Origin of the sequence: Nocardia callitridis, assembly GCF_039543305.1 — a bacterium.
In the GTDB taxonomy this organism is placed as follows: Bacteria; Actinomycetota; Actinomycetes; order Mycobacteriales; family Mycobacteriaceae; genus Nocardia; species Nocardia callitridis.
On sequence record NZ_BAABJM010000007.1, the window covers coordinates 122,285 to 147,414 of the forward strand.

At 67.3% G+C, this 25,130-nt stretch carries 19 protein-coding genes; 8 read left to right on the forward strand and 11 right to left on the reverse strand.

The window, feature by feature from the left end; all coding sequences use genetic code 11:
• The first annotated feature begins 10 nt into the window (after positions 1-10).
• Positions 11-370, forward strand: a complete 360-nt coding sequence (locus ABEA50_RS26885) for an FKBP-type peptidyl-prolyl cis-trans isomerase (protein ID WP_345498937.1) — start codon at positions 11-13, stop codon at positions 368-370.
• 58 nt (positions 371-428) lie between these two features.
• Here ABEA50_RS26885 and ABEA50_RS26890 read toward each other — a convergent pair whose 3' ends face one another.
• From ABEA50_RS26890 to ABEA50_RS26910, 5 genes are all read right to left on the reverse strand, one after another.
• Positions 429-1,589: a YhgE/Pip domain-containing protein gene (locus ABEA50_RS26890; protein ID WP_345498938.1), complete on the reverse strand. Its 1,161-nt coding sequence runs from the start codon at positions 1,587-1,589 to the stop codon at positions 429-431.
• 56 nt (positions 1,590-1,645) lie between these two features.
• Positions 1,646-3,046: a sensor histidine kinase gene (locus tag ABEA50_RS26895; RefSeq protein WP_345498940.1), complete on the reverse strand. Its 1,401-nt coding sequence runs from the start codon at positions 3,044-3,046 to the stop codon at positions 1,646-1,648.
• Between the two features lie 100 nt (positions 3,047-3,146).
• The gene (locus ABEA50_RS26900) at positions 3,147-3,887 is read right to left on the reverse strand and encodes a response regulator transcription factor (RefSeq protein ID WP_345498941.1); all 741 of its coding nucleotides are present in this window, start codon (positions 3,885-3,887) and stop codon (positions 3,147-3,149) included.
• A gap of 70 nt (positions 3,888-3,957) precedes the next feature.
• On the reverse strand, positions 3,958-4,344 hold the full coding sequence (locus ABEA50_RS26905) for a hemophore-related protein (RefSeq protein WP_345498942.1): 387 nt from the start codon (positions 4,342-4,344) through the stop codon (positions 3,958-3,960).
• Between the two features lie 234 nt (positions 4,345-4,578).
• Complete coding sequence (locus ABEA50_RS26910; RefSeq protein WP_345498944.1) at positions 4,579-6,654, reverse strand: AMP-binding protein; 2,076 nt, start codon at positions 6,652-6,654, stop codon at positions 4,579-4,581.
• A gap of 283 nt (positions 6,655-6,937) precedes the next feature.
• On the opposite strand from ABEA50_RS26910, the gene ABEA50_RS26915 reads away from it, so the two are divergent.
• The 7 genes from ABEA50_RS26915 to ABEA50_RS26945 all read left to right on the forward strand — a co-directional run bounded on the left by ABEA50_RS26915 (position 6,938) and on the right by ABEA50_RS26945 (position 16,354).
• On the forward strand, positions 6,938-10,843 hold the full coding sequence (locus ABEA50_RS26915; protein WP_345498946.1) for a HAMP domain-containing sensor histidine kinase: 3,906 nt from the start codon (positions 6,938-6,940) through the stop codon (positions 10,841-10,843).
• Positions 10,840-11,253, forward strand: a complete 414-nt coding sequence (locus tag ABEA50_RS26920; RefSeq protein WP_011207200.1) for a roadblock/LC7 domain-containing protein — start codon at positions 10,840-10,842, stop codon at positions 11,251-11,253. Before ABEA50_RS26915 ends, ABEA50_RS26920 begins: the two co-directional genes overlap by 4 nt.
• Before the next feature lie 7 nt (positions 11,254-11,260).
• Positions 11,261-11,635: a DUF742 domain-containing protein gene (locus ABEA50_RS26925; RefSeq protein ID WP_345498948.1), complete on the forward strand. Its 375-nt coding sequence runs from the start codon at positions 11,261-11,263 to the stop codon at positions 11,633-11,635.
• Positions 11,616-12,218: a GTP-binding protein gene (locus ABEA50_RS26930; RefSeq protein WP_345498949.1), complete on the forward strand. Its 603-nt coding sequence runs from the start codon at positions 11,616-11,618 to the stop codon at positions 12,216-12,218. Before ABEA50_RS26925 ends, ABEA50_RS26930 begins: the two co-directional genes overlap by 20 nt.
• A 107-nt stretch (positions 12,219-12,325) precedes the next feature.
• Positions 12,326-13,837, forward strand: coding sequence for a carboxyl transferase domain-containing protein (locus tag ABEA50_RS26935; RefSeq protein WP_345498950.1), 1,512 nt, complete (start codon positions 12,326-12,328; stop codon positions 13,835-13,837).
• A gap of 337 nt (positions 13,838-14,174) precedes the next feature.
• On the forward strand, positions 14,175-15,131 hold the full coding sequence (locus ABEA50_RS26940) for a LysR family transcriptional regulator (RefSeq protein ID WP_345498951.1): 957 nt from the start codon (positions 14,175-14,177) through the stop codon (positions 15,129-15,131).
• Positions 15,132-15,133: 2 nt separating this feature from the next.
• The gene (locus tag ABEA50_RS26945; RefSeq protein WP_345498953.1) at positions 15,134-16,354 is read left to right on the forward strand and encodes an acyl-CoA dehydrogenase family protein; all 1,221 of its coding nucleotides are present in this window, start codon (positions 15,134-15,136) and stop codon (positions 16,352-16,354) included.
• 1,291 nt (positions 16,355-17,645) lie between these two features.
• On the opposite strand, the gene ABEA50_RS26950 is transcribed toward ABEA50_RS26945, so the two are convergent.
• Genes ABEA50_RS26950 through ABEA50_RS26975 form a run of 6 tightly spaced genes read right to left on the reverse strand, consistent with a single transcriptional unit; the run spans position 17,646 to position 25,022 of the window.
• Positions 17,646-18,947, reverse strand: a complete 1,302-nt coding sequence (locus ABEA50_RS26950) for an LLM class flavin-dependent oxidoreductase (protein WP_345498955.1) — start codon at positions 18,945-18,947, stop codon at positions 17,646-17,648.
• A 12-nt stretch (positions 18,948-18,959) separates the two neighbouring features.
• Positions 18,960-19,913, reverse strand: a complete 954-nt coding sequence (locus ABEA50_RS26955) for an LLM class flavin-dependent oxidoreductase (protein WP_345498956.1) — start codon at positions 19,911-19,913, stop codon at positions 18,960-18,962.
• A gap of 1 nt (position 19,914) precedes the next feature.
• The gene (locus tag ABEA50_RS26960; RefSeq protein ID WP_345498958.1) at positions 19,915-21,552 is read right to left on the reverse strand and encodes an ABC transporter substrate-binding protein; all 1,638 of its coding nucleotides are present in this window, start codon (positions 21,550-21,552) and stop codon (positions 19,915-19,917) included.
• Entirely contained in the window at positions 21,549-23,171 is a 1,623-nt protein-coding gene (locus ABEA50_RS26965) for an ABC transporter ATP-binding protein (protein WP_345498959.1), read from the reverse strand. Before ABEA50_RS26965 ends, ABEA50_RS26960 begins: the two co-directional genes overlap by 4 nt.
• A 1-nt stretch (position 23,172) precedes the next feature.
• On the reverse strand, positions 23,173-24,018 hold the full coding sequence (locus ABEA50_RS26970) for an ABC transporter permease (RefSeq protein WP_345498960.1): 846 nt from the start codon (positions 24,016-24,018) through the stop codon (positions 23,173-23,175).
• Positions 24,015-25,022: an ABC transporter permease gene (locus tag ABEA50_RS26975; protein ID WP_345498961.1), complete on the reverse strand. Its 1,008-nt coding sequence runs from the start codon at positions 25,020-25,022 to the stop codon at positions 24,015-24,017. The genes ABEA50_RS26970 and ABEA50_RS26975 overlap by 4 nt, the downstream gene beginning before the upstream one ends.
• Positions 25,023-25,130 lie beyond the last annotated feature (108 nt).

The window sequence follows — 25,130 nt, forward strand, 5'->3', positions numbered from 1 at the left end:
GGATAGCCGAATGACCAAACCGGAGATCGAGTTCCAAGAAGGCCCGCCGCCCGCCGAGCTGGTGATCAAGGACATCATCGAAGGTGATGGCAAGGAGGCAGTGCCCGGTGGCACCGTCGAGGTCCACTACGTGGGTGTGGAATTCGAGACCGGCGAGGAATTCGACTCGTCGTGGAACCGTGGTGAATCCCTCACCTTCCCGCTGCGCGGCCTGATCCAGGGCTGGCAGGACGGCATCCCCGGCATGAAGGTCGGTGGCCGTCGTCAGCTGACGATCCCGCCCGAGCAGGCTTACGGCGCGGCCGGTACCGGCCACCAGCTTTCCGGCAAGACACTGGTGTTCGTCATCGACCTGCTGAACGCGAGCTAGAACTACGCGAATCGGTGGCCCGTACTCCTCGGAGTACGGGCCACCGGTCGTCGGGGGGTCATTCCCAACCGACCTCGACCGGGTCGGTGAGCGCGAGGGCCAACGCGGACTGCTCGGCGGCGCCGCGCGGCGGGAGCGCGGCGACAGCCTTGTCGGCCTGGGTGTTCAGATTGCCGACCACCGACCGCAGTTGGTCGACGCCGCCGGTGAGTTGCCCGATGGCGTCGAGCAATTGGGCCCCACCTTCGTCGGCCAGGCGCGGCAGGTCCTGTGCGAGTTCGGCGCCTCGGGTCAGTTGTGCGCTCGCGTCGTCGAGCCGGTCCACCACCGTGTGCAGCAGCGTCCCCAGGTCGGTGTTCGGGTCCGTCGAGGCGCCGACCAGGGCACTCAGCCCGGTGAGCTGAGTGCTCGCCTGGCCGGAAATGCCGCGCAGCGCTTCGAGTTTGCCGATGACATCGGCGACGGCGGGGTCACCGGCGAAGGGTAGCGCGCGCAGGGTCGGCAGGATCTGGTCGAGGCCGTTGCCGATGGTGTGCGCGGTCCCTTCCACCTGGGCAACCGTGATTCCGGTCGAATCCAGTGCCGCGGCAAGCTCGTTCGCCTGCGCGGTCGCACCGGAGACGGTAGAGCGCAACAGGTCGACGGCCGAGGTGAGTTGCGCGGAACCCGATTTCGCGAAGTCGAGGAAGCCGAGTAGTTGGTCGGCGCCGGAACTGAACTGGTCGGCGCCGGCGGCGGCGGTGTTCACCCCGGCGTTCAACAGTTGCGCGGTGAAGCGCACCTGCGACATCTGGCTGCGTGCCTGGGTGGCGGAGGCGAGGGCGGCATCGACACCCGCGGCGCCGATCCGGTGGGTGACCTTGTCGACCGCCCCCTCCACCAGTGCCTTGTCGGCGCCGCGGTGGGCGCGCACGTTGACCGTCGCGCGCCGGGGGGTTTCCCCCGCGAGACTGCCGAGGGATGCGGTGAGGTCGGCGGGCAGGGTGATCACCGCGGCGTAGTCCTCGACATCGGCGGAGTCGGCGGCGACCCATTCGTACCCGCCCTCGGCTTCGAGTGCCTGGATCACGCGTGCGCCGGTCGGGCCGGCGTCGTGGTCGACCAGCGCGATGCCGGTGGGTGGGTCCGCGCGCAAGTGCGCCGTGAGCCCGACAGTCAGTGCGCCGACGCCGACGATCGCTACTGCGAGAATTGCCGCGCGGGCGCGTTTTCCGATCACGACCACACGGTAAACGGCGATCGTGCCCGAATCGTTGACGATTCTCTGAGGATTGGTTAAAAGTTCGAGGCCGCTCGGTGTTCCCCGGTGGCTGGCAGCATGAGTACCAACCGCACCCCACCCAGCGCACTGTCCTCGAAAGCGGCGCTGCCGCCATGTAATTGGGCCTGCTGCGCGACGAGCGCCAGCCCGAGCCCCGAGCCGCCCCTGCTGGCTTGGCTGCCCCGGGCGAATCGGGCGAATACGGTGGCGCGTTCTTCGCGGGGGATGCCCCGTCCGTTGTCGTCGACGGCGATCACGATGCGGCCGTCGGGTCCACGGTGCGCGGAGACGACGGCTTCGTCCGCCCCGCCGTGCTTCACCGAATTGGTCAGCGCGTTGTCGATGGCCAGTCGCAGGCCCGCGGGCAGGCCGAGGGTGACCAGTTCCGCGTCGGTCTCGATGCGGACGGTCAGGCCGGGGTAGTGCCGCATCGCGTCGTGTGCCGCCTGGTCGCACAGGTCGCCGACATCGGTGGGGATGTGATCGTGCGCGTCGGTGAGGTCGCCGGTGGCCAGCCGTTCGAGCGCGGCCAGTGTGGTTTCCACGCGGTCCTGACTGCGCTGCAGGTCGGTGAGGATCTCGGTGCGTTGCGCCGGTTCGAGATCGAGCGTGCGCAGGACCTCGAGGTCGGTGCGCATGGCGGTGAGCGGCGTGCGTAGCTCATGCGCGGAGACGGCGGCGAAATCGCGGGCGGTCTCCAGCGCCGCGGCCGTCTCGGACTGTGCCTGGCCGACCTTGCGCAGCATCGTGTTCACCGCGTCGGCGAGCTTTTCCGATTCGTGCACACCCGAACCTTCGACGAGGGGTTGCGCCTTTCCGGATTCGGGCAGGCCGTCACGTGCGCCGACCTGCTTGGTCAGTCGCACGATTGGGCGAACGGCCGCGCCCGCCAGCAGCCAGCCGAGCGCGGCGGCGGCGGCGATGGCGGCCAGCGCGCCGGCGAGCACCCAGCGTTGCTGTTGCGAGGTCGCCTCCGCGGCCTCCTCGGCGGGGATGCCGAGGGAGACTATCCGGCCCGACGGTTGATTCTGGGTGGTGGTCAATACCCGGTAGGAGGTGCCGTCGACGGTCACAGTGCGCGAACCCGTCGGCAGGTCCGGCAATTCGGTCGGTGAGGTGGCGGTGAGGGTGCCGTTGTCCCGCACGGTCACCGCCATGTCGTTGTTCAGTCCGGTGAGGCCGACGAAACGGACCGCGATGACCGGTTCGATCAGCACGATGCGCGCGGCGACCGCGAGTTGCTGATCGGATTGCGCGACGTTGTTGCGTTCGATCGCGCGCACACTGACGATGCTCACCAATGCCACGATCACGATGGCGCCCGCGGCCGTTGCCCCCGCGACCCTGGTGCGCAGCGAGAACGACCGGCGGCGACGCGGTTTCGCCGTCCCGATCCTCGTCTCGTTCGGCGTCACCGGTTCGTCCGTGCGGCTCGGTGATCGCGTGTCGTCCGGTGATCGCGGCTCGCGGCGGCACCCGGTTGTTCGGTGCCGGATAGTCCTCGGTGCGCTCGCGTCATTTCGGTGTCCGCAGCACGAATCCGACGCCGCGAATGGTGTGCAGCAGGCGCGGTGTGCCGTCGGCCTCCAGCTTGCGGCGTAGGTAGCCGACGAAGACATCGACCACATTGGTGTCGGCGGCGAAGTCGTAGCCCCAGACCAACTCCAGTAGTCGCTCACGGCTCAGCACGACGCCGACATTGCGGGCGAGCGTGGACAGCAGCTCGAATTCCCTTTTGGTGAGCTCGATTTCGCGGCCGTTCAGCAGGGCGCGGTAACCCGCGACATCCACCTCGAGCGGCCCGACGGTGATCGCGCCCGGCGTCGACGCGCTCGCGGGGTCGCCGCCGTCGGCGGTGTCGGGACTGTCGGCGCTTCTGCGCAGCAGCGCCTTGATCCGCGCTACCAGTTCCGCGAGCACGAACGGTTTGATCAGGTAGTCGTCGGCGCCGGATTCCAACCCGGAGATTCGGTCGTCCACCGAGGCGCGAGCGCTGAGCACGCAGATCGGCACGTCGTTGCCCATCGCACGCAACGCGGTGACCACTCCGGCGCCGTCCAGCACCGGCATGTTCATGTCCAACACGATGGCGTCCGGCGCGTGCTCGCCGACGCTGCGCAGTGCCTCGGCGCCGTCCCTGCCGACCAGCACATGGAAGCCCGAAAGCCGCAACCCGCGCTCGACCGACGCGAGCACGTCCTCGTCGTCATCGACGACGAGGACGGTCGGCGGGGTCGCGCGCGGGCTGTCGGTCACGTGGGCTCCTGAGTCGCTGATGAGACTAGCGGCACCGACCCGAACCACGGGTCGGTGCCGCCGCGCGAACTCAGTAGTTGTGGCAGGTGTCGGCGACCTGCTGGAAGACGCTGCGCATCTGCGCCGCGCGCGGGTCGTTCTCGGCCTGCTGCGCCGCCTCCGGGTTGTTCTGGATCTCCTGCTGGAGCTGGGCGCGACGTTGCTCGACCGGCTGATCGAACTGGCCTTGCAGCTGCGCCTTCTGCTGCGGGTTCGCATCGAGCGCTGTCGCCAGTTCCGGTGCTACTTCGTGTAGTGCGGCATCTACCTGCGCGAAGCTGCAATCCGACGTGATCAACGGTTCGATCGCCGCGGAAGGGTCGGCCGAGGCGATGGCGGGGCCGAGCAGCATGGTGACGGTGGCGGCGCCGCCGACGGTGACGGCGGCGATGGTGGAACGGCCGATGGAACGCTTCATAAGTGCTGTCTCCAGATCGTCGTAGGACTTTCGGGCCGTGTTCGACCGTATGGGGTCGGCTTGGCACGCGCATGAACTTTGTCTGAGAAGTCTCTGAGTGTGCCGGTGAACGTGGCGTGCGAAATCGCTGAGCGAGCGAGTGGTTTGCGCGCCTGATCGTCGACGAAAGGTGGTGGCGCGCAATCGGTTCCTACGTTCGGGACGGCAGCGGGGGCGCACGTCCCCCTCGGGCGCTCAGGCCGGTGCGACCGGATTCGCGTCCTGGGCCGTGTCGCGATCGTCGCCGACCGGGGGTCCGATGATGTCGAACCTCGGCGCCGCGGCACGGATCTGTTCGGTCAGCGTCGTCAATGCCGTGGGGTCCTCGATGGTGGACGGTGTCTCGTAGTCCTCGCCCGCCGTGATCTGCCTGATGGTCTTGCGCAGGATCTTCCCGGAGCGGGTCTTGGGCAGCGCGGAGACGATCAGCGCGTCGTGCAGCGTGGCGATGGCACCGATCTGGGTGCGCACCCGCTCGATCAGCTCGTCGCGGAGCCGCTCCGGATCGATCTGGACGCCGGTCTTGAGCACCACGTAGGCCAGCGGCCGGTGCCCCTTGAGCGCGTCGGGCATGCCGACCACCGCGCATTCGGCGACCGCGTCGTGTCCCGCGATAGCCGCTTCGATGCTGCCCGCCGAGAGGCGGTGTCCCGCCATATTGATCACGTCGTCGCTGCGGCCGAGCACGAACAGGTAGCCGTCCTCGTCGAAATAGCCGGAGTCGCCGGTGAGGTAGTGACCGGGGAACGCGGAAAGGTAGGAGCGCTGGTAGCGCTCCTGGTCGTGCCAGAGACCGGTGAGAGTGCCGGGAGGCAAGGGCAATCCGACCACGATGGTGCCCTCGGTGTTGGGCGGTACCGGGTTGCCCTCGGAGGAGAGCACGCGCAGCCGATAACCCGGCACCGGGACCGAGGCCGATCCCGGTTTGATCGGAAGCCTTTGCAGGCCGAGTGGGTTCGCACAGATCGGCCAGCCGGTCTCGGTCTGCCACCAGTGGTCGATGACAGGGCAGTCGGTGAGCAGGGTTTCGCTGGCCCACGCGTAGGTGGTGGGGTCGAGCCGTTCGCCCGCGCAGAACAGCGCGCGCAGCGCGGACAGGTCGTGGCGGTGGGCGAGCTCGGCGTCCGGGTCGGCCCTGCGGATGGCGCGTAGTGCGGTTGGCGCGGTGAACAGCACCTCGACCCGGTGTTCCTCGGCAACTCGCCAATGCGCTCCGGCGTCCGGGGTGCCGACCGGTTTGCCTTCGTAGAGCACGGTTGTCGCGCCGACGAGCAGCGGCGCGTAGACGATGTAGGAGTGGCCGACGACCCAGCCGACATCCGAGGCCGTCCACATCACTTGACCCGGTCCGACGTCGTAGATATTGCGCATCGACCAGGCCAGCGCCACCGCGTGCCCGCCGTTGTCGCGCACGACGCCTTTGGGTCTTCCCGTGGTGCCCGAGGTGTAGAGGATGTAGAGCGGGTCGGTCGCGGCGACCGAAACCGGTTCGGCCGCTGGCGCATCGCGCACGGCGTCGTCCCAGTCGATCCACCGCGCGGCGGCCTGCGGCACGGAATCCTCGCCGTCTCTTGCCGATTCGGCCTCGGCGCGGGCTGCCGCGAAATCCGGTGCGGGGTAGTCGACCAGATCGAACTGGGGTGGGCGCTGCTTGACGATCACCGAACGCGGCGCCGCCGTGGTGGTCAATGTCAAGGCGCGCAAGACGATTGGCGGATACTCGAGATGTTTCCCCGGTTCGAGACCGCCGGAAGCTGTGATGATGAGCACAGGTTCGGCGTCGTCGATGCGGGCGGCGAGTTCCGGTGCGGCGAAGCCGCCGAAGACCACCGAATGCACCGCGCCGATACGCGCGCAGGCAAGCATGGCGATCACGGCCTCGGGAATCATCGGCAGGTAGATGACGACGCGGTCGCCGGTGGTCACGCTAAGTCGCAGCATCGCGCCCGCGAATCTCGCGACCTCGTCGAGTAGTTCTGCGTAGGTGAAAACCGCTCTGGCGCCGGTCATCGCGGAGTCGTAGATTAAGGCTGGCTGATCCGAACGACCACCCTCGGCCACGGTGCCACCACGGACGTGGCGGTCGAGGGCGTTGAAGGAGGTGTTGAGTCGAGCATCGGGAAACCACCTGGCAGCGGGACGTGCTGCGGTATCGAGGATTTGGGTCGGCGCCACATCCCAGTCGATGTGCTCGGCGGCCTCCGCCCAGAAGTCGGTGGGATCGACCAGGCTGGTCTGATAGGTCGGTCGGTACTCGCGCCGCACGTTCAACCTGTCACTCCCTAGCTCGTCTAGATGCCCGCCTCGATAGATCCGGTTGATTGTGGCAGACTTCACGCGACCCCCGTGCGGGTGCCGCGACCTTTGCTTTTGCCTGGATGAGGCAGGTCAATGGTCATAAGCCCGGTCGGGGTCATCCAAGAAGTTATTGATCCGTTAGAATCTGATGTCACTTATTTGGGCCGTCATAAACGCAAATTCTCGGCCAGCCGCAGTTCTCGGCCAGCTCCGCCAGTCGAGCCCGCATGCGAGTGTGAAGGTTCGCTGACGGCGCGTGGTAGAGGCCAGTTTGGAAAGTGAGTGGGAGATGCGTGACGCCGCTAGGTCCGGCAGAAAGCGCTGGGCGCTCGGCAACTGGGACCTGCGCTGGAAGGTGACAGCGGTCCTCGCTGTGCCGCTGGCGGTCGCGGTGGGTCTCGGTGTGTCCAGAATCTCCACGGAGTTCGCCGATTCGAATCGCCTTGCCGGGGTCGCCGAAAACATCGAGGCCATCCCGATGGTCACCGGTCTCAGCGCGCAGACCGCCACGACGGCGGCCTCGCAGATGACCGCGTTGCAGCCGACCCAGTCGGTGGTGACCGACAAGGACCTGTCGAATCTGGACAAGGCGATCACCGACGCGGAGGGTGCCGCGTCCAAGCTCGACGGTGTCGAGGGTGCGCGCGCGTCCTTGGACAATATGATCGCCAAGGCCAAAACCGTTCGTGCGCAAGGCAAGGCGGTCAACAACTCGCCGCCGGACCAGGTCATCGGGTTGATCGATGAGGTGCGCAACGACAGCGTGCACATCGTCGAGACCACGGTCGGTCAGGTCAGCGACGGCGCGATCGACGCGGCCAAGCTGCGCCTGGTCGACTCGCTGAACACGCGTTCGACGCTGGTCGGCCAGGTGGCCGCCTTCGCCGAGGTGCTGCGCAATTCGCCGACGGGCATTCAAGACGTGCTCACCGCGGCCAATACCGAGCGGTCGATGCTGAGTGTGCTCGCGCACCGCTTCCCCGAGGGCGATACCTCGATCGCGGATCTACGCGCGGGCATCGACACGAGAGCGGCCGCGCTCAGCAGCCCAGAGGTCGAGGCCGGTCAGATTCCGATCGGTGACCTGAAGAACTCGCTCACCACCAGCCTCGGTGTCTACGAGTCGGTGGTCGCCAAGGCCACCAAGGACATCGACAACGGGATGAACAACCTGGTGTCGGACGCGCGCTTCGGTGCGTGGACCTACACCGCCGTCGTGTTCTTCACCATCCTCGCGGCGCTCGCGCTCGCGGTGTTCGTGGCGCGCTCGATGATCTTGCCGCTGCACCGGCTTCGTCTCGCCGCACTGCGCGTCGCCGAGAGCGACCTGCCGCACGAGGTTTCCCAGTTGCGCAACGGCGCCTCCCCCGAGGAGGTTCCGCTGGAGCCGATGCCGGTGCGCAGCGAGGAGGAGATCGGTCAGCTGGCGCGTGCCGTCGACGATATCCACGGCCAGGCTTTGCGTTTGGCCAGCGATCAGGCGCAGATGCGTTCCCAGGTCAACGATATGTTCGAGACGTTGGCGCGGCGCTCGAAGTCGCTGGTCGACCATCAGCTCAGCTTGATCGAGGCGATGGAGTACGACGAGAAGGACCCGCGACTGCTGGAGAACCTCTTCCGGCTCGACCACCTCGCGGCTCGCATGCGCCGAAACGGCGACAACCTGCTCATTCTCGCCGGTACCAGGCAGCGTCGGGCGAAGTCGGCGCCGATCGAGATCTCCGATGTGTTGCGCGCGGCCATCTCCGAGGTCGAGGACTACGAGCGGGTCAAGCTCGGTGCGACGCCGCGTGGTTCGCTGGTCGAACCGGCCGCCTCCGACCTGGCGCACCTGTTCGCCGAGTTGCTGGACAACGCGTTGCGCGCCTCGCCGCCGGAGACGGACGTGAAGTTCACCTTCGCGCAGGCGCACGACAAGGGCATGCTCATCGAGGTCGCCGACCGAGGTATCGGCATGCCGCCCGCCGAAATGTCGGATATCAACCGTCGGCTTGATCAGACTGCGGAGCCCGGTCCTGATACCGCGCGCCACATGGGTCTTTTCGTGGTCGGTCGCCTGGCCGATCGGCACGGTCTCACCGTGCGACTGCGCTCGACCTTCGATACCGCGCGTGATCCCGGCGTCACCGTCACCGTGCATGTACCGATCGGTTTGATCGTCGCGGGCAAGGCGGCGGGCAACCAGGGTGGCCTCGGCTCGGCGCAGCCTTCGCCGCTGCAGCAGCGGGCATCCGGTCCCGCCTCGATGCAGATGCGCGCGGTGACGCGTACTCCTGGCGGCAACGTCATGGTGACCGTCGACCCGAGCGCGAGTGGGCCGATCCCCGCCGCGGATCCTGCGCCGAAGAGCGGACCTGTGCGCACCGACGGCAGCTTGCCGCAGCGCAGTCCCGGTACGGCGATGGCCTCGGAGACCAGCGCGCAACCGTCGGGGGCGTCGCTGCGTCCGCCCGCCGGGAGCAAGCCGGGCCCTTCGACGAATACACCGCAGCGCGGCAAGCTGGCCGCGGCGAACCTACCCAAGCGCAACCTGCCGGGTGGTCCGCAGCGTCCCGGTGGTCCCGCCGCCCCGACGTCGGAGGCCACGGGATCCGCAGCGGGTTCGGTGCTGCCGACGCGGAAGCCGCCCGAGGCCGGGCCGTCGCGCGAGCCGGGTGCCGGTGGACTGCCACAGCGCCAAGCCCCGGGTGCCGCGCCGCAGCGTGAGCCGGGCGCGGGTGGTTTACCGCAGCGTGAGCCGAGTGCGGGTAGTGGTTTACCGCAACGTGGTTCGGCTTCCGGTGGTTTGCCGCAGCGTGAGCCGGGTGCGGGTGGTTTGCCACAGCGCGCACCGAGCGCAGGTGGTCTGCCGCAACGTGAACCACGTGCCGGTGGCCTGCCACAGCGTGAGCCGACGGCTGCGGGTGATCTGCCGCAGCGTGAGCCGAGTGCTGGTGGTCATGCGCAGCGTGAGCCGGGCGCGGGTGGTTTACCGCAGCGTGAGCCGAGTGCGGGTAGTGGTTTGCCGCAACGTGGTTCGGCTTCCGGTGGTTTGCCGCAGCGTGAGCCGAGTGCTGGTGGTCATGCGCAGCGTGAGCCGGGCGCGGGTGGTTTGCCACAGCGCGCACCGAGCGCAGGTGGTCTGCCGCAACGGGATTCGGCCCAGGGTGGTTTGCCGCAGCGGGAGAGCGGCAGCACCGGGCTACCGCAACGGCAGCCGACAGCGCAGCCGCCGCAACGCGAAACCCCGTCCCCGAGCGGCGCCTCGACCGAGCCAGGTTCGAGCTCCTCGACTCAGTCCGGTTCGAGCGATGTGCCGCAACGAGATTCAGCGGCGACTAGGCTGCCACAACGTGAGCCGAGTTCTGGTGGTCTGCCGCAGCGCGAGCCACGCTCCGGTGGGCTGCCGCAGCGTGACCCGAGTGCCGGTGGCCTGCCACAACGCGATTCGGCCTCCGGTGGGCTCCCGCAACGCGGATCGCATTCGGCCGAGCTGCCGCAACGCGGCGAGGACGCGCGCGGCGAGGACACCGCCGCACCGTCCGGTCTGCCACAGCGTCAGCCCAGCGGTCAGGAGCGACCCGGCCTGCCGCAGCGTGATTCGAACGCGGGCGGTGCCCACCAGCGCGACCCGGATGCGATTCTCGGCCTACCGAAGTCGGATTCGGGTATCGGCCTACGCCGCCACCGCAGCGACGAACAGCTCACCACCGGCGATCCTGCCTCGGGCGCCGACGACGCGGGACGCGATCCCGGTCGACACAGCTACAAGTCGAATCCGACGAAGACCGCCTCGTTCTTCCAGACCCGACTGCAACCCGCGGAGGAGACTCCGTCCGGGATGGGGACGCCGATCTTCGCCGAGATGATGTCGGCCTGGCTGTCGGATCCGAGTGCCGACCGGTCCCAGACCGCCGCCACTTTCGATTCGCCGGGTGACGAAGGCTGGCAGGCCGCGCGCAAGGCGAGCGAGGAAGTCCCCGAGACCAAGACGGCAGCCGGGTTGCCGCAACGCAATCCGGGCGGAAGGCTGGTACCCGGTGCCGTCAACGGTGCGGTGGATCGGGCGCCGCGTCGTGACCCCGAAACAATCAAGTCCAGCTTGAGTCGCCACCAGCAGGGCGTCCGGGATGGCCGAGCGATGAAGGCAATGAACTTAACCGGAGATAAAGGAGACCGATGAACCCCGATCTAGGTGGTACGAATCGTCAGCTGGATTGGCTGGTTTCGAACTTCGCCAACGAGGTTCCTGGCGTAGCCCATGCCGTCCTGGTCTCGGCTGACGGCCTACTGATGGCCGCGAGTGCGCAGCTTCCCGTCGACCGTGCCGAGCAACTCTCCGCGGTGACGGCTGGTCTGGCCAGCCTCTCGGTCGGTGTCTCGAACCTCTTCGAGGGCGGCACCGTTCTACAGTCCGTGGTCGAAATGGAGCACGGATACCTGCTACTCATGGCAGTCGGCGACGGCTCATACCTCGCGGTACTGACCAACACGTCCTGCGATATCGGCCAGGTGGGCTACGAGATGGCCCTGCTAGTCGAGCGTGTCGGCCAGACGGTGCAGGCTACGCCGCGCGTCACGATGGGTTCCTGATGGTGGGATGGACATAGACGATTATCGCGTGGGGAGCGGTGAGCCGAGCCTCGTACGCCCATACTCACTGACCGCTGGCCGGACCAGGCCCGCGGTCGAGTTGGCGTTGGAAGCGCTCGTAGCGTCGTATCCGGTCGCACTGGAGCGACAGTTCGAACTGACCAACATTGAGACGTCAATCGTGGAGTTGTGCCGAGAATCGCCGTCGGTCGCTGAAGTGGCGGCCCGATTGGGTATGCCTATCGGGGTGGCCCGGGTACTCGTGGCCGACCTGATCGAGGCCGGGCACGTGCGTGTATCGGCGACATTGAAAGACGATTCCAGCGACGATGAACGTCGCGAGCTGATCGAAAGGGTTCTCAGTGGACTCCGGCGTATTTGATTCGACGACGCAGGTCGACACCCGCACCAGCAAGCCGACTTCGGCGAAGATCGTGGTCGCGGGTGGCTTCGGCGTCGGAAAGACCACGTTGGTCGGCGCGGTCTCGGAGATCGTTCCGCTGCGCACCGAGGCGTTGGTGACCAATGCCAGTACCGGTGTCGACAACCTGACCGGTGTTCCGTTGAAGTCGACCACCACGGTGGCGATGGACTTCGGGCGGATCAGCCTCGCCGATGACCTCGTGCTCTATCTGTTCGGTACTCCCGGCCAGTATCGCTTCTGGTTCATGTGGGACGACCTGATCAAGGGTGCGATCGGCGCGGTGGTCCTGGTCGACACCCGCAGGTTGGAAGACAGCTTCGCCGCCGTCGACTACTTCGAGGCGCGCGGCCTACCTTTCCTGGTGGCGCTCAACGAATTCGATGATGCCCCTCGGTATCCGATCGAGGACATCAGGCAGGCGTTGGCGGTACCGGGTGATGTGCCGATCCTGTCCATCGACGCGCGTCGTCGCGATCCGGCCAAGCACGCGTTGGTGTCGTTGACGGAGTACGCGCTGCGCAAGGTGATGCAGGGACGCTGAGTTCGGCGCTGCCCCTCGAGGTTCATGGGGCTTTGCGGAGCTCGATGGAGTCTTGTCGCGTCGTGATGTGGCGACGCGGTGTCTGATCGAGTGGCTAAGCTCGGACGGTGCGGATTTCGGCGCGAGAGTTGCTGGAGCAGCTGCTCGACTCTGACTCGTTCGTCAGCTGGGACCAGCCGCCGGTAGCGGTGGCGATGAGCCCCGGCTACCGTGGTGACCTGCGGAAGGCGCGCGACACCTCGGGTACCGACGAAGCGGTGCTCACCGGCGCTGGACTGCTGCGCGGTCGCAGGGTGGCCGTGGTCGCGTGCGAGTTCGGGTTCCTCGCCGGATCGGTCGGGGTCGCGGCGGCCGAGCGGATCGTGCGCGCGGTGGAGCGGGCGACCGAGGAGGGGTTGCCGTTGGTGGCGTCACCGACGTCCGGGGGAACCAGAATGCAGGAGGGCACCGTCGCCTTCGTGCAGATGGTGAAGATCGCGGGTGCGGTCGCGGTGCACAAGGCACAGGGCAATCCGTATCTGGTGTACCTGCGCAACCCGACCATGGGTGGGGTGTTCGCCTCGTGGGGTTCGTTGGGGCACATGACATTCGCCGAGCCGGGCGCGCTGGTGGGGTTTCTCGGTCCTCGGGTGTACCAGGCGCTGTACGGTCATCCGTTTCCTGAGGGGGTGCAGACCGCCGAAAACCTGTATCGCAGTGGGGTAATCGATGGCGTGCTGCCCGTGTCGGTGTTCCGCCGGATCGCCCATCGGGCGCTGAGTGTGTGCAGCGGTGCGGCACTGCCGGGTTCGGGTTCAGTGGGGAACGGTGCTTCGAGTCCTACTGTGGCGCAATCGCTGTCGAGCGACGGTGATGCGTGGGATTCGGTAGTGGTGTCTCGGCGACCGGAACGTCCGGGAACCAGAGACCTGCTTCGTCATGTGACGCAACGTGTTCCGTTGAGCGGGACCGGGCAGGGGGAGTCCGACCGCACCGTTGTGCTCGCGTTGGCGCGGCTGCGTGGACAACCGTGTGTGGTGTTCGGGCACGACCGGTCCGGGCAGTCCGGCGAACACACCATGGGCCCCGCCGCGTTGCGGGAGGCGCGACGAAGCATGGCGTTGGCCCAGGAATTGCGACTGCCGCTGGTTCTGGTGATCGATACGGTGGGTGCCGCGCTGTCGAAGGAAGCCGAAGAGCGCGGCCTCGCACCCGAAATCGCCCGTTGCATCGCCGATCTCGTGACACTGGAGACGCCGACCGTCTCGGTGCTACTCGGCCAGGGCACCGGAGGCGGCGCCTTGGCCTTGCTCCCCGCCGACCGTGTTCTGGCGGCTACCCACGGTTGGCTCGCACCCTTGCCGCCCGAAGGTGCCAGCGCCATTGTCCACCGTGACACCGACCGTGCGCCAGAACTCGCACGCGCCCAACGGATTCGAGCTGCCGACCTGTTTGCTGACGGCATCGTCGATCGCATCGTCCCCGAACTGCCCGACGCCGCCGACGAGCCCGTCGACTTCGCGCGACGCATGGTCGCGGCGATCGCCGATGAGTTGGTTGCGTTGCGCGCATTGCCGGAGGCGGAGTTGCTTGCCACGCGGACCGCGCGTTACCGGCGGGTGGGGCTGCCGGGCGGGTGAGGTGCGGCCGGTGGGTGATCGCGCCTACGAAACGGGTACTCGAACGCGAGACGAACGGCGAACTTACCGTGCCGATCTCGCTTCGCTCGGAATGAGGTGTTTGCGCGGCTGGTGGGGGGCTGGGTTTGTTGGGGTGGTGGCGGTTTCCTGGGGTTGCCGGGACGTGTGCCCGCACGATCAGCAGGGCGTTGGCAGCGGTTGCCGTGGTCTGGTTGCGGCGGTGTCCCGGTGATCTCGCGCTGGGGCTGGGGTACAGAATCGCCCTGATCGCAAGGATTTTTTCTCGAGCCGGGGGTGGCGATGATGGGGGTGGGGATTGTTGCCGGAGTGAGGACGTATGTACGACATTCGACGTCTGATCCTGCTGCGTGATTTGGCCGAGCACACCACCATGACGGCGGTGTCGCAGTTGCACGGGATTACCGCCTCGGCGGTGTCGCAGCAGCTGCGGATCCTGGAGGCCGAGGTGGGGGCGGTGCTGACTCGGCGTGAGGGGCGGGCGCTGCGGTTGACTTCGGCGGGACGGGTGCTCGTCGACCACACCTTGCGGATCATTACCGCGCTCGAGGAGGCCGAGAGCGCCGTCGCCGCGACGGATGCCGCTGTCACCGGCGTGCTCACTCTCGCAACCTTCCGCACCGCGCTGCCGCAGCTGGCGTTGCCCGTGGCCAACCGGCTGCGCGAGGAATATCCGGACCTGCGGGTTCGCCTGGTGAATATGATGCCGGTGGATTCTGTGCCCGCCGTGCGCCAGCAGGAGGTCGACCTCGCGGTCACCTACTCGTATTCGTTCCGGCCCCGCGACCTTCCGCTGGGACTGAGCTCGGAATTCCTGTTCGGCGACCCGCTGGTGTTGCTCGCGCCCCCGGCACTGCACGAGCAGGTCGGTCAACGCGGTCTCGCCGCGGTGCGTGACACGGACTGGGTCGCGGCCCGTGACGGGGCGCCGTCGATCGTTTCGGTCGTCTTCGCGTGCCGGGAAGCGGGTTTCGCGCCGCGCATCGAACATCGGGGCGGCAGTTTCGGCGCCATGGCGGAGATGGTGGAGCACGGTCTCGGCGTGACGATCGTGCCGGAGATGTCGGTCGACGTCGGACATCGGCACCTGATCGCGGCGACCATCACCGGTGGCTCCCGGGAGATCGGTATGACCTACCGGCAGGCGTCGCTGGAACGCCCCGCGGTCGCGGCCGCCATTCGCACACTGCACGCGGTCGCGGAGGACGAGGCGGGTCCTCTGTTGACGGCCGGGCAGCCCAGGTTTTCCACCTCCATCCGTCGTCCAGAGGAGTAGTCATGACAGTTTCCCCTACCGAAACCCGCCGCGTGGTGCGGCCAGGCTCCCCGGAACTGGTGGAGTTCGTGGCGGCGGTGGCCGAGGACGCGCGCAGACGGCGCGACGAGGGCGGTACCGAGCCGCCGAACGCGGCGCTGGCACAGGTGCGTCAGCTGCGGTTGGGTGCGGTGCGGGTTCCGGTCGAATCGGGTGGCGGCGGCTGGTCGGTGACCGAACTGTTCGATCTGCTCATCGATCTCGCCGAGGCCGATCCCGACCTGCCGCACATCCTGCGCATCCATTTCACCTTCGTCGAGGAGTTGTTCGCGCAGCCGCGTACCGACCAGAAGGCACGGTGGGTGCCGCTGGTGGTGGCGGGGTTCTTGTTCGGTGGCGCGTTGACCGAGTTGAACGGTAAGCCGGTCGGCGATCAGTCCTACGACACCACTTTGACGCCGCGATCCGAAGGCGGCTATGTGCTGGACGGCCGCAAGTTCTACAGCACCGGCTCGCGGTTCTCCGACTATCTGCGGGTGAGCGCGAAGCTGCCCGACGACGCGCTGCTCACCGCCGTGGTGCCCGCCGACCGCGCGGGGGTGACGCACGTCGACGACTGGGACGGTATCGGTCAGCGCCACACCGGCAGCGGTACCACCGTGCTCACGAATGTCGTGGTGGACGAATCGGAAACGTTGCCGTGGCGCGGAACGGGTTTGCCGGTACGCCCGAGGCAGGCGTTCCAGCAGCTGTACCTGCACGCGCTCGCGGCGGGCATCCTGCGTTCGGTCGCCACCGACGCGGCCGAACTGCTGCGCACCCGCAAACGCAACTTCGTCTTCGCCAATGACGAACAGCCACGCCGAGATCCGCAGCTGCTGGAGGTGGTCGGTACCCTGTCGGCCACAGCTTTCGCCACCGAGTCGATCGTGCGCGCGGCGGCGCAGGCGCAGGAGGTGTCCTTCGCGGCGGCCCGCGACACAGGTTTCGACGCCCAACTGGAGAGCGAGGCCTCGGTACTGGCCGCCAAGGCCAAGGTCTCGATCGAGGACCCCGCACTCCGTGCCGCAGCACGACTGTTCGAGGTCGGCGGCGCTTCCGCCACCCGAGCCTCCGCCCACCTGGACCGCCACTGGCGCAACCTCCGAACCCTGTTCTCCCACAACCCGACCGCCTACAAGGCCCGAGTCCTGGGCGACCTACTGGTCAACGACACCCCGCTGCCTGACGCTGGCCATATCTGAGCGAATTACGCGAGCGAATCGCAACGCGGTGGGCGAGTAACTACCGGTTCACCCCGAAGTCGTTTGGGGCACAAGGCGGCTGACGCGACGATCGAGTCCGACCGACCGCCGTCACGACAGCCGACGGCAAAAGATACGAAGCCCAAACCCACTCTCCCAACAAAACCCAGCCACCCCACGAGCCGCTGAAACACGTGTTCCGAGCGCGGCGAGACGGCCACAGCACATTCACGATCGCCCGACGGTCACCACAGACCTTCAATTCCGGGTTTCTGGTGAAACCCTCACCACCCGAACTTAACTCGGCCGTCCTCACGAGCCGTTGAAACACGTGTTCCGAGCGCGGCGAGACGGCCACAGTACATTCACGATCGTCCGACGGTCACCACAGACCTTCATATCCGGGTTTCTGGTGAAACCCTCACCACCCGAACTTAACTCGGCCGTCCTCACGAGCCGTTGAAACACGTGTTCCGAGCGCGGCGAGACGGCCACAGTACATTCACGATCGTCCGACGGTCACCACAGACCTTCATATCCGGGTTTCTGGTGAAACCCTCACCACCCGAACCTAACTCGGCCCTCCTCACGAGCCGTTGAAACACGTGTTCCGAGCGCGGCGAGACGGCCACAGCACATTCACGATCGCCCGACGGTCACCACAGACCTTCACATCCGGGCACCCGGTGAAACCCTCACCACCCGAACTCAACTCAACCCTCCCTACGAGCCGCCTGAACACGTGTTCCGAGCGCAGCGAGACCGGTACGGTAAGTTCGCGGCCGTCTCGCTGTTGAGTGCCCGTTTCGTAGGCGACGAAGGAGCAAGAAACGGGTACTCAACAGCGAGACTCAGGGCCGCGAACCACGCGGCGCCAGCCGCCAATAAACACAGCGAGGAGTTCCTCGCCCCCGCGTATCACCCCGCACCCCGCACCCCGCACCCCGCACCCCACTCGACACGCCCAGCCCAGACGCCCCCGCTTCGGATAGAAGCCCCGCCAATCCGAGTGCGCCGTACGGCATCACCCCGCACCCTTCGACTCGCTCGGCAGGCCTGATACGGCCTAGAGGTCCTCGCCTTCGGGTAGAAGTTCGGCCAGGCCGCGTGCGATGTACGCATCACCCCGCACCCTTCGACTCGCTCGGCAGGCCTGATACGGCCTAGAGGTCCTCGCCTTCGGGCAGAAGCCCCGCCAGGCCGCGTGCGGCGTACGTATCCTCCCGCACCCCTCGACTCACCGGACAAGCCTGAACGAAGCCCAGAGGCCCCGCTTTCGACCAGAAGCCCATCAAGCCGCGTGCGGCGTACGCACCGCCCCGACCCCGAACCGATCACGCAACGTCGTCTCCGCATACTCATACCGAAACAGCCCGCGCCGCCGCAGAATCGGCACCACCTCGTCGACGAAGATCTCCAACCCGGACGGGAAAGCGTCGGGCATCAGATTGAACCCGTCGGCGGCACCCGCGCGGAACCATTCCTCGATGGTGTCGGCCACCTGTTCGGGGGTCCCGATGATGCGCCGGTGCCCGCCGTCACCGAATTCCAGCACCGCATCGCGCAGCGTGTAATTCTTGCCGCGCGCGGCGATCCGCTCGCGGAGGGCGCGGACCAGCGATTCGCGGAAGCCGAGCGAGGCGGTGAAGGCGTTCGGGTCCTCGGGGTCGGCGAGTACGTCCTGCGGGAACGGATCGTCGAGCGGGTGTTCGGTGAGGTCGTGGGCGAGTTGTGCACCGAGGCGCACGGTTTCCTCACCGGGTTCCTGGAGTTCGACCGCTCGTTCGTACCGTGCGACGGCCTCGGCCTTGGTGCTGCCGATGATGGTGATCAATCCCGGTAGGATGGCGATATCCTCCTGTGGCCGACCATGACTCACCGCGGTCTGCTTGACCTGCGTGTAGTGCTCGAGGCCCGCCGCGAGGGTCAACTCAGCGGTGAACACGCCGTTCGCGGTGCGCCCGGCAAGGTCTCGCCCCTGCGGCGAACCACCGGCCTGCACGATCAACGGGTGTCCCTGTGCGGACGCGCCGAGCGGCAAACGCCCTGCGAGGTCGAAGAATTCGCCGTGATGGGTGATGTCACGACCGTCGACGGCCCCTTGCCACAGATTGAGCACCACCGCCACGAACTCGTCCGCGCGGCGGTACCTGGTGGCGCGATCGGGATTGGTGGTGAGCCCGAAATTGCCCCCGGCCGAGGGGTTGTAGGTGGTGACGGCATTCCATGCCGCGCGTCCGCCGCTGAGGTGGTCGAGGGTGAGCAGGCGTTCGGCGAGTTCGACGGGGTCGTTGAAGGTGGTGGACAGCGTGCCGATGAGACCGATGTGACTGGTCGCGGCCGCGACGGTGGCGAGGATGGTGGTGGGTTCCAGGGCGCGACCGCCCGGTCGGCGTAAGGGGTCCTCGCGCAGTGCGGGGTTGTCGGCGAGGAAGAACGCGTCGAGGGTGCCGCGTTCGGCGAGGCGCCCGATGTCGGCGAAGTAGTCACCGGTGGTGTTTGCGGTCTTGGGTAGACCGGACAATTCCCATGCGGCGGTGCTGATTCCGAGGTCGAGGACGTTGATATTGAGGATGACGTGTTCGCGGCTCACCGAAGAACTCCTTTACGCGGGAACGTAGACGGGACGCAGCCGGAGCGGGTCGGGATCGGGCCGCCGCGCGATGCCGAGGTGATCGCGCAATGTCAGGGTGGTGTCGGGATCGCGCAGCCGCACCGAGTCGGTCAGCGTGGGCAGGGTGTGCTCGACGAAGTCGGCCACCGCGGCGGTGTCCAGCCGGATCAGCACCCCGGATGCGGTGTGCGCGGCCGCCAATTCGGCGATCCGATCAGGGAGATGGGGATCGGCGCCGTCGAGCCGAAGGTGCAGGTCCACCTGGTCGGGGAGTTCGGCGGCGGCCGCGAGGTCCTCGTGCGCGGCGACGAAGGCGATATCGGCACCCGCGAGGTGCGTGGCGTCGCCGAATCGGTAGTCCCACAGCACGATCGGCTCACCCTGCGGTGTCGTCGGCGCGTTGAGCGGCCCGGTCGTCGCGAACACACCCTCGTGGTCGGCGTAGCGCACCTCGGCCTCCGGCGGACGCGCACCGAGCTGAAGATCGGCGGCCAGCGATTCGATCGGCCAGGTGCGCCACAGCGCACGGGCGGCGGTGATGGCATCGGCGAGCAGGGCGGGTCCGGTCGGTGTGGTCGACGGCGCCCATGTGCCGTGTGGTGCGGCACCGAGTGCGAGTGCGCTGTCGGAACGCAGCGCGAGCCATCCTGCCCTGCCACCGGAGATGTGGTCGAGCGCCGAGGTCCTGCGCGCGATATTGAAGGGGTGGTCGCGCTGCGGCGCCGCCGAGACCACGACGCCGAGCCCCCGGGTGCGCCGCGCGAAGAACGTTCCCACGAGCGTCGGGCTCAGCGAGGCGGTGGCCCCCGTGCCGCGGTCGCCGCCGAGTACCACGTAACCGACCCCGGCGTCATCGAGCAGTTCGGGCAACCGGTCGAATCCCGTGGGTACCGAGCGTGCCAGCTGATCGTCCGGAATCTCTACTCCGAGTGCAAGACTCGTCATCTCAGTCACGCCCTTCCGTGCCGTTGTCGATCCAGGTGTCGTAGAACCACGGCACCGAGTTGGCGGCGTTACCCATTCCGCGCACCCGCGGCGCGACAGCGAAGATCTGTGTGTCCTCCAGCAGCGGAACGGTGTAGGCGTTGTCGATGACGTAGTTGGTGTATTCGCGCACCAGCTCCCCCCGGCGGACCGGATCGTTCTCGACCAGTTGTGCGCGCAGCAGCCGGTCGATGGTGGGGTCGCTGCCTTTCAGCGCGTACAGGTCGCCGCCCTCGCTGTCGTAGTTCTGCCACAGGCGGACCGGGTCGGGGCTGGGCCAACCGTTGCGCCGCAGCCCGACCGAGTCCTGAATGCTCGCGGACGGGTAGTTCGAGAAGTCGGTTTGGCGCACCTCCAGTTCGATGCCGACCCGACGCATCTGGCGCTGGATGAGTTCGTACATCGGCCGCGAGGTGTGGTCGTAGACGTCCACGTAGACGAGAACCGAAAGGCGCCGACCGTCTTTGGTGCGGTACCCCTCGTCGTCGCGTGCGGTCCAGCCGGACCGGTCGAGCAGGCGCGCGGCTTCGTCGGGGTCGTAGCGGACCGCGTCGGTGCGGTCCACGTAGCCGGGAAAGCCACGGGTCACGATGTTCTGTGCGGCGCGCCAGTTGTCGGTGTAGAGCGTGTCGAGAATCTGCTTGCGGTCGATGCTGAAGCCGAGGGCCTTGCGCACGTTGATGTCGCGCAGATCGGGCGCGGTCTGGCGGATGTCGAGGGTATTGGCGAGGCCGGGTGTGCGCAGGCCGCGCACGTCGAATCCCTCGTCGCGCAGCAGTTTTTCATCCGGCGGCTGGGCGTAGCGGATGGCGTCGGCCTGACCGGCCCGCAGCGCGCCGACTCGGATGCTGTCCTCGGTGATCGGGATGACGGTGATCGTGTCCAGATACGCTTCGCCCTGGTGCGGCGCGGTGGCGGGCGCCCAGTTGTAGCCTCGGCGTTTGGCGAGGACGACCTTCTTGCTCGGGATCTCCGACTCGACGTAGAACGGGCCCGATCCGATGAGGTTGGTCGCGATTGACTGGACTTCCTTGCTCGCGTCGATGGTTTGGTCGGCCACCAAGCCCGCGAGGTTCATCGACAGCGCGGAGATGAACGGCGCGTAGGGCGTATCGAGGGTCACCGTCACCGTGCGGGTGGCGTTGTCGGCAGCCACCTTTCCCGAGGTGGGGAAGATGGGGTTGCGTTGGATGCCCTTGGGTTTGTCGCCGTTGAACTGCCATTGGAGGTTGCGGCGCACCGAATTCGCGTCCAGCGGTTGCCCATTGCTGTAGCTCACGCCGTCACGAATGGTGAACCGGTACACCAGTCCGGCCGGGTCGACCGTCCATTTCTCGGCGATCCACGGCACGAACTCGAACGTCTTCGGGTCCTGATAGACCAGCCGATCCAGGACCTGGTCCTTGGGCAGACTGTTCTGCCAGTAGCTGACCTGGATCTGCATCGATGAGAGTGCTTCGGCGTCGAGATAGGTCAGGTGCCCGCCTCGGCCCGCGCTGACGGGCCGGTCGGTTTCGTCGCTGGTCGAGCAGGCGGTGGCGAGCGCGGTGATCGCCACCGCCGCCGCGAGAAACCTGATGCCGCGCTCGCGCGCCGTCATGCCGCCCGCACCACCTTCGCCGAGCCGGGAGCGGCGTCGAGCAGTCGGCGCGTGTAGGTGGCGCTCGGTGCGTCGAAGATCGCACGGGCGGGCCCGCTTTCGACGAGGACGCCACCGTTGAGCACGCTCACGTCATCGGCGATTTGGCGGACGAGGGCGAGGTCGTGGGAGATGAACAGCACGGTGAGCCCGAGGTCCTCGCGCAGCCGCATCAGCAGGTCGATGGTCTGCGCCTGCACTGAGACATCCAGCGCCGAGGTCGGTTCGTCGAGCACCAGAATGCGTGGTCGGGCGACGAGGGCGCGGGCGAGGACGACGCGTTGGCGTTGTCCGCCGGACACTTCGGCCGGTGTGCGCGCCCCGATCTCGGGGCCGAGCCCGACCCGGTCCAGGGCGGCGAGTGCGCGTTCCCTGCGAGTGGCGCGGGTCCCGACGCGGTGGATGGTCAGCGGTTCGGCGACGGCCGCCACGATCGGTAGCCGAGGATCGAGTGCGGCCAGCGGGTTCTGTTGGACGAGATGCAGAACCTGAGAACGTTCGCGCCGCAGTGCGGGGGTGGCCCACGCGCGGTTGCCGAGGTGGGTGCCTTCGATGATCACCTCGCCGGAATCGAAGCTGGACAGTCCGGCGAGGATGCGGGCGAGTGTGGTTTTCCCGGAACCGGATTCACCGACCAGCGCATGCACCGAGCCGGGTGCGACCGCGAAGTCGACGCCGTCGAGCACGGGCGCATCCGCGCGGAACGCTTTGGTGAGTCCGCGCACCTCCAGCACCGGCGTGGCCGCGCGGTCGGGTTCGGGCCGCTCGTATTTGTCGGGGGAGAGGGCGGGAGCGTCGTCGATGAGGCGACGGGTGTAGTCGTCGGTGGGGAGTCGCAGGACGTCCGCGGTGGCGCCGGTTTCCCTGACCACGCCGTCGGACAGCACGACAACCCGGTTGCTGTGGTGTTGGGCCAGTGTGAGGTCGTGGGTGATGAGGACGATGCCGAGGCCGCGTTCGTCGCGTAGATCATCGAGCAAGTCCAGGATGCGACGTTGCACGGTGACATCGAGTGCGGAGGTGGGTTCGTCGGCGATGAGCAGTGTGGGGTTCGCGGCGATGGCGAGTGCGATCAACGCGCGCTGTTGTTGCCCGCCCGACAGTTGGTGCGGATACTGCTTGGCGCGGATGTCGGGCGCGTCGATGCCGACGCGGTCGAGGAGTTCGATCACCCGTCCCCGTGCGTCGCGGGGGCGGGTGATGCCGTGGGTGACGAGCACTTCCCCGAGTTGGCGGCCGATTCGTTTCAGTGGGTCCAGCGAGCCGAGCGGGTCCTGCGGCACGAAACCCACGGTGCTGCCACGCAATGCGCGCCACCGTCGGTCGCCGAGGCGGGTCACGTCGGCGCCGTTGATGTGCACGCTGCCGCCGACGATGCGTCCGGTGTCGGGTAGCAGTCCCAGGACCGCGCGCGCCAGGGTGGACTTGCCGGAACCGGATTGCCCGACGACGGCGACCACGTCACCGCGCTCGACGGTGAGACTCACCTCGGCGACGACGGGTTTGCCGTCGCGCCGGGTTGCCGCGCCGTAGTCGATGCTGAGCCGCGACACCGCCAGCAGGGGATCAGTGGAGGCCATGTCAGCCGACCTTCTTTCGGATGAGGCGGGCGGTTCTGCTCAGCGCCATCACGGTGAGCACGATTGCCAGCGAGGGGAACAGCACCAGTACCGGGTGCGAGTTGATGTAGTTGCGGCCTTCCGAGATGAGCAGTCCCCATTCCGGATTCGGTGGTTGCGCGCCGTAGCCGAGGAAGCTCAGGGAGGCGATGGCGAGGATCGCGGTACCGAATTGGAGTGCGGCCAGCGAGAGCACCGAGGAGTACGAGTTGGGCAGCACGTGGCGTGCCAGCAACCGCAGATGCCCCGCGCCCATGTGTTCGGCGGCCTCGACGAATGGCAGGTGCCGGATCTCCAGTACCTCCGACCTGGCCAGCCGTGCGAATACCGCGATCGAGGAAACACCCACCGCCACGGCGGCATTGGTGGTGCCGAAGCCGAGCGCGACGATGATCGTGATGGACAACAGCAGGGTGGGGATGGACAGCAGCACGTCGACGGCGCGTCCGACGACGCTGTCGACGACGCGCCCGAAATAGGCGGCGAGCAGCCCGAGTAGGGTGCCGACGACCAGGCCGATCGTTACCGCGATGAACGATCCTGCGATCGTCGCGGCGGTGCCGGCGACGACCCGGCTGAGCAGGTCGCGGCCGATGTAGTCGGTGCCGAACGGATGCGCGGCACTGGGCCCCGACAGCGGTGGTGCGATGTTCTCCCGCAACGCGTCGTAGGGCGCGATGACCCCCGGCACGAGGATCATCGCCAACACGAGCAGCAGAAACAGCAGTGCGAGCACGTCGAGAACACCGAGCCGCGTGCGATAGCGGCGTGGTTGTGTGAGATCGGCGATCGCCGTGACGGCGGTCATATCGTGGCCGCCTCGACGGTGCGGCCCGATTCGACGCGCCGTGGATCTGTGGTCGTGACGGTCGTCCTGATTCTCGGGTCGATGAGCGGATAGACGAGGTCGACCAGAAGATTGATCACCACGAAGGTCACCGAGACCGTGAGGACGACGGCTTGGATGATCGGTGTGTCCTGATTGCGCACCGCCGTTTCGGTGAGGTAGCCGATCCCGGTGCGGCTGAACACCGTTTCGGTGATGATCGATCCGGCGAGCAATTCGCCGACGGTGATCGCGATGATGGTGACCGTGGGGATCGACCCGTTGCGCACGATGTGCCCGAAGATGATGCGCGAGGACGAAAGCCCCTGCGCCCGCAGTACCTCCGCATAGGGGCGGCCCGCCGCGTTGGCGAGTCCCTGGGTGAGGATCTGCGCGATCGGTGCGGCCACCGGCAGCGAGAGCGGTATCGCGGCGAACACCACCGAACGTAGACCTTCGTCCCGGATGGCGGACATCCAGTCGAGCTGGAAAGAAAAGAATTGCAGCACAAGCAGTCCGGAGACGAAGGCGGGAACCGAAAGCAACAGCGCGGGCAGCGTGCTCGCGGCCTCGCGTAGCGGCGCCCACGGGCCGAATACCGCGCTCAGTGCGAGCAGGAAGCCGATGAGCGCGGCGAGCACGAAGGCGACCGCGGCGAGAGTCAGTGTGGAGGGCAGGGCTTCGCCGAGTAGCCGTGCCACGGGTTGCCCGGTGTTGAGGGAGTAGCCGAGATCACCCGAGAACAGTCGTCGCAGCGAGACCGCGAATTGCACGTAGGCGGGTTGGTCGAGTCGGTAATACGCGCGCAGCGCTGCGGCGTCGTCATCGGAGATGGGATTCGTGGGGTCGGCGATCTGTTGTTCGATCGGATCGCCCGGCAGGACGTTCAGCACGAAGAAGACAACCGAATACGCCAGTGCCACAACGAGGATGGCCTGACCTATGCGGCGTGCGAGATAACCGGACACCAGGAGAAAACTAGCCACGGTCTCGGCCGTAGCCAATAATTCCTCTCGGTAGAAGTATTAATGCCGTCGTCAATTTCACCTTGATCACCGGGCGCGGGTCGTGGCGATTTCATGGGGCACGCGACC